The organism is Mycobacterium sp. SMC-21, assembly GCF_045310825.1.
Classification (GTDB): domain Bacteria; phylum Actinomycetota; class Actinomycetes; order Mycobacteriales; family Mycobacteriaceae; genus Mycobacterium.
This window is the reverse complement of record NZ_JBJIAO010000043.1, coordinates 33,991-40,798: the sequence shown is the minus strand read 5'-3', so window position 1 is coordinate 40,798 and position 6,808 is coordinate 33,991. Positions and strand designations below refer to the sequence as shown.

The following is a 6,808-nucleotide window of genomic DNA, read 5'->3' as shown; positions in this document are numbered from 1 at the left end:
TCATCATCGGAAGACCTCGACCCCTACCTAGGCAACGACGCGCCGACCACCTCTACACCCTCAACTGCGAAGAGCCGGTAAAGGCCACTCCGGCGTTCAATCGTGAGTTGTGCGCGCGTTTCGGTGTCTCGCCGATCGATTTCGATGGTCGTAGCGATGCACTGCTACATGGGTTTACGGGTGACGGCACCCAGCACATGGAGTATCTGTGCGATCGAGGAGCATACGACGATCTACCCCTAGCGGACATCCTGCAAGCACTGAAATCGCATTACGGCAGTTTCATCGACCAGCCGAACAGCAGTCCCGACCTCTTCGCCTGAAAGGGCACTACACGATGCAAAGCACTATGCAAGATGTTCCCCTCACGGTCTCGGCAATCGTTCAGCATGCGGCAGCCATACACGGTGATAGCGAGGTCATCACTCAAACCGGAGCTGGTTATCGTAGGACTTCCTATCGCGAGATGCTGCCGCGAGTAGCTCAACTCGCCAACGCACTGCGCAGCCTTGGCGTCACTGCAGATCAACGCGTGGCCACCTTCCAATGGAGCAACCAGGAACATTTGGAGGCCTACTGTGCGGTTCCCTCCATGGGTGCGGTCCTGCATACCTTGAACCTTCGTTTGGCCCCAGATCAACTCGCGTACATCGCCAATCATGCGAACGACCAGATTGTGATAGTCGACGCGTCGGTCGCGCCGTTGCTGGCTGCCGTGCTCCCTGCGATGACGTCGGTGCACACCGTCATCGTCACAGGACAGGGCGACCTTGCCCCGTTGCAGGGAAGCGGAAAAACAGTTCTGTGTTACGAGGAAGTGCTTGCCGGCCAGGAAGAGTCATTTGAGTGGCCGGTTCTCGACGAGTTGTCTGCCGCGGCCATGTGTTACACCAGCGGCACCACGGGAGATCCCAAAGGCGTCGTCTATAGTCATCGTTCCACCTACCTGCACTCCCTGACCGCGTGCACAGCTAATGCGTTGTCGATCAGCGAGGCCGACCGTCTGTTGGCCATCGTTCCAATGTTTCACGCCAATGCGTGGGGGCTTGTCTATGCAGCGTTGATGTCCGGTGCGGATCTGGTGCTGCCTGACCGGTATCTCCAAGCCGAACCATTGGTATCGCTCATCGAAAACACCGGGCCGACCGTCGCTGGTGCGGTTCCGACGATCTGGAATGATGTCGACCGATATCTGGATTCGCATCCTGGGCGGGATATTTCTTCGCTACGTTTGGTCGCTTGCGGCGGATCGGCTGTTCCGATTTCGCTGATTCGTGGGTTTGAAGAAAAGTACAACGTGCCCATCGTGCAGGCATGGGGTATGACCGAAACGTCTCCGCTGGCTACCGTTGCACGTCCGAGTCGCGACGCTGACGAGACGAGACGATGGGAGATGCGGGCCAGTCAAGGTCGGCCGATCTGCGGTGTCGAAATCCGTCTGCGGGACGACGACGGTAAAGACGTGCCGTGGGACGGACAATCCGTTGGGGAGATTCAGGCGCGTGGGCCTTGGATAACCGGCTCATATTTCGGTGATTTCGACTCGGACAAATTTGACGAAGGATGGTTGCGTACCGGTGACGTCGGCCGCATCGATCCGGACGGATGCCTGACCCTGACGGACCGCTCAAAGGACGTGATCAAATCTGGCGGGGAATGGATCTCGTCGGTAGAACTGGAAAACGCGCTTATCGGTCATCCCTCAATCTACGAAGCAGCGGTCATCGGAGTTCCTGACGAAAAATGGCAGGAGAGGCCCTTGGCTCTTGTGGTAGTTCACCCAGGCTCTGAGGTGAACATTGACCAACTTCAGGTCTTTATCTCGCAGAAGGTTGCAAAGTGGTGGATTCCGGAGCGATGGTGTTTCGTTGCTGACATTCCACGTACAAGTGTTGGAAAGTATGACAAAAAAGCAATCCGTGCGAAACATGCGTCTGGACATTACAAAGTTAAGTACGTTTGATTCCCCTGAATATTTGCAGACTCGAGTTGTTGAAAGGAAATTGTGTCCACCTCAATGTCCCCATGGATGAATGCCGAATTGGTAGAGCTTCGCGACCTCGCAGCGAAGTTCTTGTCGGCCGAATTAGCGCCGCATGCGCAGCGCTTTGCCGACCAGCACCACGTCGACCGAGAACTGTGGAACCGGGCGGGTGAGCTGGGCTTGCTCTGCATGTCTATACCTGAGGAATACGGCGGAGGCGGTGGCACGTTCGCACACGAAGCGGTCGTGCTCGAAGAGCAGGCCCGCATCGGTGACAGTTCGTGGGGCGCTGGGCTGCACAGCGGAATCGTCGCGCACTACATCCTGCAGTACGCGACTGAAGAGCTGCGACGAGAATGGTTGCCTAAGATGGCATCCGGCGAACTCGTTGGAGCTATAGCAATGACTGAACCAGGTACCGGCTCGGATTTGCAAAGTGTCAAAACCAAAGCTGTACTGGCCGGAGACGAGTACGTCATCTCGGGCTCAAAGACCTTTATCACCAACGGCCAGCAAGCCGATCTGATAATTGTCGTTGCCAAAACCGACTCCAGTAAGGGCGCGGCCGGAATATCTCTCTTCGTAGTCGAAGCTGACCGGGCGGGGTTCCGGCGTGGCAAGGTTCTCGACAAGATCGGCCAACGCGGTCAGGACACCTCTGAGTTGTTCTTCGACGAAGTGAGGGTTCCGCGCTCGCATCTATTGGGCCAGACCGAGGGGCAGGGCTTCATTCAGCTCATGAACCAGTTGCCCCAAGAACGACTTATCGTGGCGGTGGGTGCAGTCGCGGCGATGGAGCTTGCCCTGGAGCAGACGCTTAACTACACGCGTGAGCGCGAGGCGTTTGGTCGGCCGGTCTTTGGCTTCCAGAACACCAAGTTCATTCTGGCTGAAGCCGCGACCGAAACGCGCATCGCAAGAGTGTTCCTCGACTACTGCATCGACCTGCACCTTGCGGGTCAACTCGACGTGCAGACCGTCGCTATGGCGAAGTGGTGGACCACGGAACGGGCTATGAAGGTCCTTGATGACTGTATGCAGCTGCACGGCGGATATGGCTACATGACTGAGTACCCCATCTCGAGATTGTGGGTGGATCAGCGCGTGCAAAAAATCTATGCCGGCACGAACGAGGTTATGAAGGAAATCATCTCTCGATCGCTGTGATCGACCGATCATTGACTTTTCTAAACAAATCTAGGAGTTCGAATGGCAACGGTGATTCTGCCCTATCGACATGAAGTTGCGGGCCATTGTGGTTCGGGTGCGCTACGTGACTTGACTGAGTGGGCGGGTATTCGTTTCGCCGGACACGTACCGGATGAAGGATTGGTTTTTGTGCTTGGCGGCGCATTGGACTTCTCCTACATCCGATCAGCGAAACTTCAACCGCCGGTCTATCTCGTTGGGCGTAGCGCCGATCTTGAAGACGAATACTTGAACCGATTGGGTGCGCAGTTTGAGACTCGCGCGACCGATGACGCTGACCTTGGATGGAAATGGGTTACCGAGCAGCTCGACGCGGGCACGCCAGTCATGGTTTGGACGGACATCGCCGAATTGCCTTATCTGCGCGCGCGGCTGAACATGAGTCGGCACGACGTCGTGGTCGTCGGATATGATGATGCCCAGGAAGTCGCTTATGTCGTAGATAATGATCGCGATACTGTCCAGGCTGTTCCGTATGCAAATTTACGGCGCGCCCGTGCTTCGACTGGATTTCCAGTCCCGACCCGCAATACGACTTACATAGTCGAGTGGCCGGAGTCGGCACCCGACCTCAGGGTAGCTGCGTGCTCGGCGTTTCTTCGTAGCGCTGAAGCCATGGAAGGCGCCTACATTGGCGCACCCATTGCGTCGCTTTCCAGTTCCGAAATGCAGGTGAGCGGACTGGCTGGAATTTCGTCTTTCGTTGAGGATTTGAACCGGTGGCCGGACCTTTTCGATGATGATTGCCTCGAAGCGGCGTTGTTTGCGCTAAGCGCCCTTATTCAAAAGGCTGGAACGGGAGGCGGCCTGTTCCGGAGCCTCCAGGCGCAGGGTTGTCAAAAAGTAGCCGAACTACTCGATTTCGAACCTGCACAAGAAGCTGCCGACGCTGCTGCGGCCGCATCCCGACTTTGGACGGGCTTGGCGTCGATCGCTTATGACCCGGAGGCCGACCCCCGCCGTAGGGCCGCAGATGCTGCTTCTCTGGCGGCGCAGCTGCCGAGTGCCGAATGGGAGTTGGCGACCGCGCTGAGGGCTGCGGGAAATTCGCTTCGTGGACGACGAATCACGAGCGGATAAGGCTGCGGCAAATATGGTCGCGCGAAGATTCCCGGAACAACCATGTGGTCAATATGTCAATAGATGGAGGAAAGCAATGTCCGTTTTTGGTGATGAGGATGAGGTCTACCGCTACTTGGGTGGAATTTTCCGGCGAGGTTTAGAAAACGCAGAGCTTGCGACAAAGCTTGCTAGGTCCGGCGTGGTATTGCGCATTCACTACACCGATCCTGATGCGATAGTAACCGTGGACATGCCAAACAAATTGATCGAGACTGGCGCCGCCAGCGCCGCTACGCCGAACGTCGAACTATTTATGACTGCCGACACTGGCAATAGGTTTTGGCTGGGCAAGGTAAATCTGACGGTGGCCATGGCTAAAGGGAATGTCAGGGCCAAAGGCCCTGTAGCCAAGTTGGTGAGACTAATACCGCAGGCCAAGAATCTCTTTCCGGAGTACCGTGCAATGCTGGAAGCGGAGAAACGCCAAGATCTTTTAAGTGCTTGATGTGGCAAGTCAATCGGCGCTGTCGTAGCTTCAACCGTATTCTTCGTTGAGATTCCCCGTGGTCGCGGTCGCATAGTAACCTCGCTTTGGGGTAGTGCTCAACGCTAAATTATGTATTTACTAAACATTGTTGCCACCGAAAGGACATATTCAACGTGAAGACACGTGCTGCGGTATTGTGGGGTCTGGGTCAGAAATGGGAAGTCGAAGAGATTGACCTCGACCCTCCGGGTGCTGGCGAGGTACTTGTACGCCTTGCGGCCACGGGACTGTGCCATTCTGATGAGCATCTCGTAACCGGTGATCTGCCAATCCCGCTGCCGGTTGTCGGTGGCCACGAAGGTGCCGGCACAGTTATTGAGTGTGGCGTGGGCGTTGATGAGTTCGCCGAAGGCGATTCCGTTATCTTGACTTTCCTGCCCTCGTGCGGTCGGTGTTCCTACTGTGCCCGCGGTATGGGGAATCTCTGCGAACTCGGAGCCGCGCTGATGATGGGGCCGCAACTCGATGGCACCTACCGGTTCCATGCTCGAGGCGAAGATGTCGGACAAATGTGCTTGCTGGGGACGTTTTCCGAGTATACCGTGGTGCCGAAATCGTCACTGGTAAAAATAGACGGTGGAATTCCCCTCGACAAGGCAGCATTGATCGGTTGCGGCGTTACGACCGGCTATGGTTCGGCTGTACGGACCGGAGAGGTGCGCGCCGGCGACACTGTTGTGGTCGTTGGTGCAGGCGGTATCGGAATGAATGCGATTCAGGGTGCGCGCATCGCTGGAGCGCTCACGATCGTGGCCGTCGATCCCGTGGAATTTAAGCGGCAGCAGGCCCGGGATTTCGGCGCGACACACACCGCAGCTTCAATGGACGAAGCGTGGTCAGTCGTTAGTGACGTCACGTTCGGCAAATTGGCCGATGTATGTATTCTCACCACGGACATCGCCGAAGTGTCCTACACGGGCGAGGCGCTCGCTTTGGTTGGAAAGCGCGGGCGCGTTGTGGTTACGGCCATCGGGCACCCTGACGACACGTCGATAACTGGATCCCTGCTTGAGATCACGCTCTACGAGAAGCAAATTCGTGGTGCGCTCTATGGTTCGTCAAACGCGCCCCACGATATTCCGCAGTTGGTCGAACTTTATGCCGCCGGGCAGCTGAAGCTTGATGAGTTGATTACCCAGGAATACTCATTGGATCAAATTAACGATGGGTACGATGACATGCGATCCGGAAGAAATATTCGTGGACTCATCCGATTTTGACATTTGACCGCACGGGATTGGGTCACGTCGTTGCCGCTACGGATTTTCATGCAGGGGCTTGGTCTCGGGCTCGGTGAAGATCGCCACGACTGGCCTGGTGAAGCCGCAGCGGGTAAATACTCACGCGCCGCGTAGCTTCGCCAGGTGCAGACGCGCATCAAACTCCGCGATCAAGAAGCCGAGTTGACTCACTGCGCAGTCAGTTACCTGTCCCGCGACGTCAACCCACAATGATGAACCCGCTACTCCTCGAGCTTTCCGATGACAGCGTTCCCGACACGGTGGCCTGCCGGGTTTTTGGATCTCCACTCAAGCGTTCTATACGAGGCGCAGAGAAACTTGTTTCGCAGCGCGATTGGGATGATGTAAATCTGATCAACGCAGGCCGTGAGATCCACGCCCACGGCCCCACCTTCGGACAATGATTTATCGCTGACGAGTTGCCCAGGTGCGGGATCAGCGCCGGCGAGAGCCGTGTCGCTCTACTGTGCTCGAAGGAGCGTATCTTGTTGTCCTCGTCAAGATTCGTGGGTTGAATCGTCGATCAGGTCCGTAAGTTCATGGCGGCCTCGTGCAGCGTCAGTTCGATGCGCAGTCCCCAAATCCATTGTGGTTGGCCAACCTCACAGAGCGCCGCACCACGAACGCCAGCTCTATCTGTGTATTCCATAAAAGAGGTTCTTTCCAAACGGATCGTGGGCTATCGATCGAAGCGCGCAAGAAGTCCACGCTCGGGTTGGCCGCACTCGATTGTTCATCGGGGCAGAGGCAGCGATTCCGCCGATC

General features: G+C 56.6%; 5 protein-coding genes and 1 pseudogene. All 6 read left to right on the top strand.

All coding sequences use genetic code 11. The features are described from left to right. A pseudogene (locus ACJH6H_RS25965) lies at window positions 1-323 on the top strand (hypothetical protein); the annotation flags it as partial. 26 nt (window positions 324-349) lie between these two features. After that, window positions 350-1,963 (top strand): fatty acid--CoA ligase, encoded by a 1,614-nt coding sequence (locus ACJH6H_RS25960; protein WP_293021526.1) that lies wholly within the window; start codon window positions 350-352, stop codon window positions 1,961-1,963. 66 nt (window positions 1,964-2,029) lie between these two features. Beyond that, window positions 2,030-3,151 carry an acyl-CoA dehydrogenase family protein gene (locus ACJH6H_RS25955; RefSeq protein ID WP_226519100.1) on the top strand — a complete coding sequence of 374 codons (1,122 nt, stop codon included), beginning with the start codon at window positions 2,030-2,032 and terminating at the stop codon, window positions 3,149-3,151. 42 nt (window positions 3,152-3,193) lie between these two features. Further along, on the top strand, window positions 3,194-4,273 hold the full coding sequence (locus ACJH6H_RS25950; protein WP_226519099.1) for a BtrH N-terminal domain-containing protein: 1,080 nt from the start codon (window positions 3,194-3,196) through the stop codon (window positions 4,271-4,273). A 76-nt stretch (window positions 4,274-4,349) separates the two neighbouring features. Continuing rightward, complete coding sequence (locus tag ACJH6H_RS25945) at window positions 4,350-4,760, top strand: SCP2 sterol-binding domain-containing protein (protein ID WP_226522214.1); 411 nt, start codon at window positions 4,350-4,352, stop codon at window positions 4,758-4,760. 155 nt (window positions 4,761-4,915) lie between these two features. Beyond that, window positions 4,916-6,022, top strand: coding sequence for an NDMA-dependent alcohol dehydrogenase (locus ACJH6H_RS25940; protein ID WP_226519098.1), 1,107 nt, complete (start codon window positions 4,916-4,918; stop codon window positions 6,020-6,022). The last annotated feature ends 786 nt before the right edge of the window (window positions 6,023-6,808 follow it).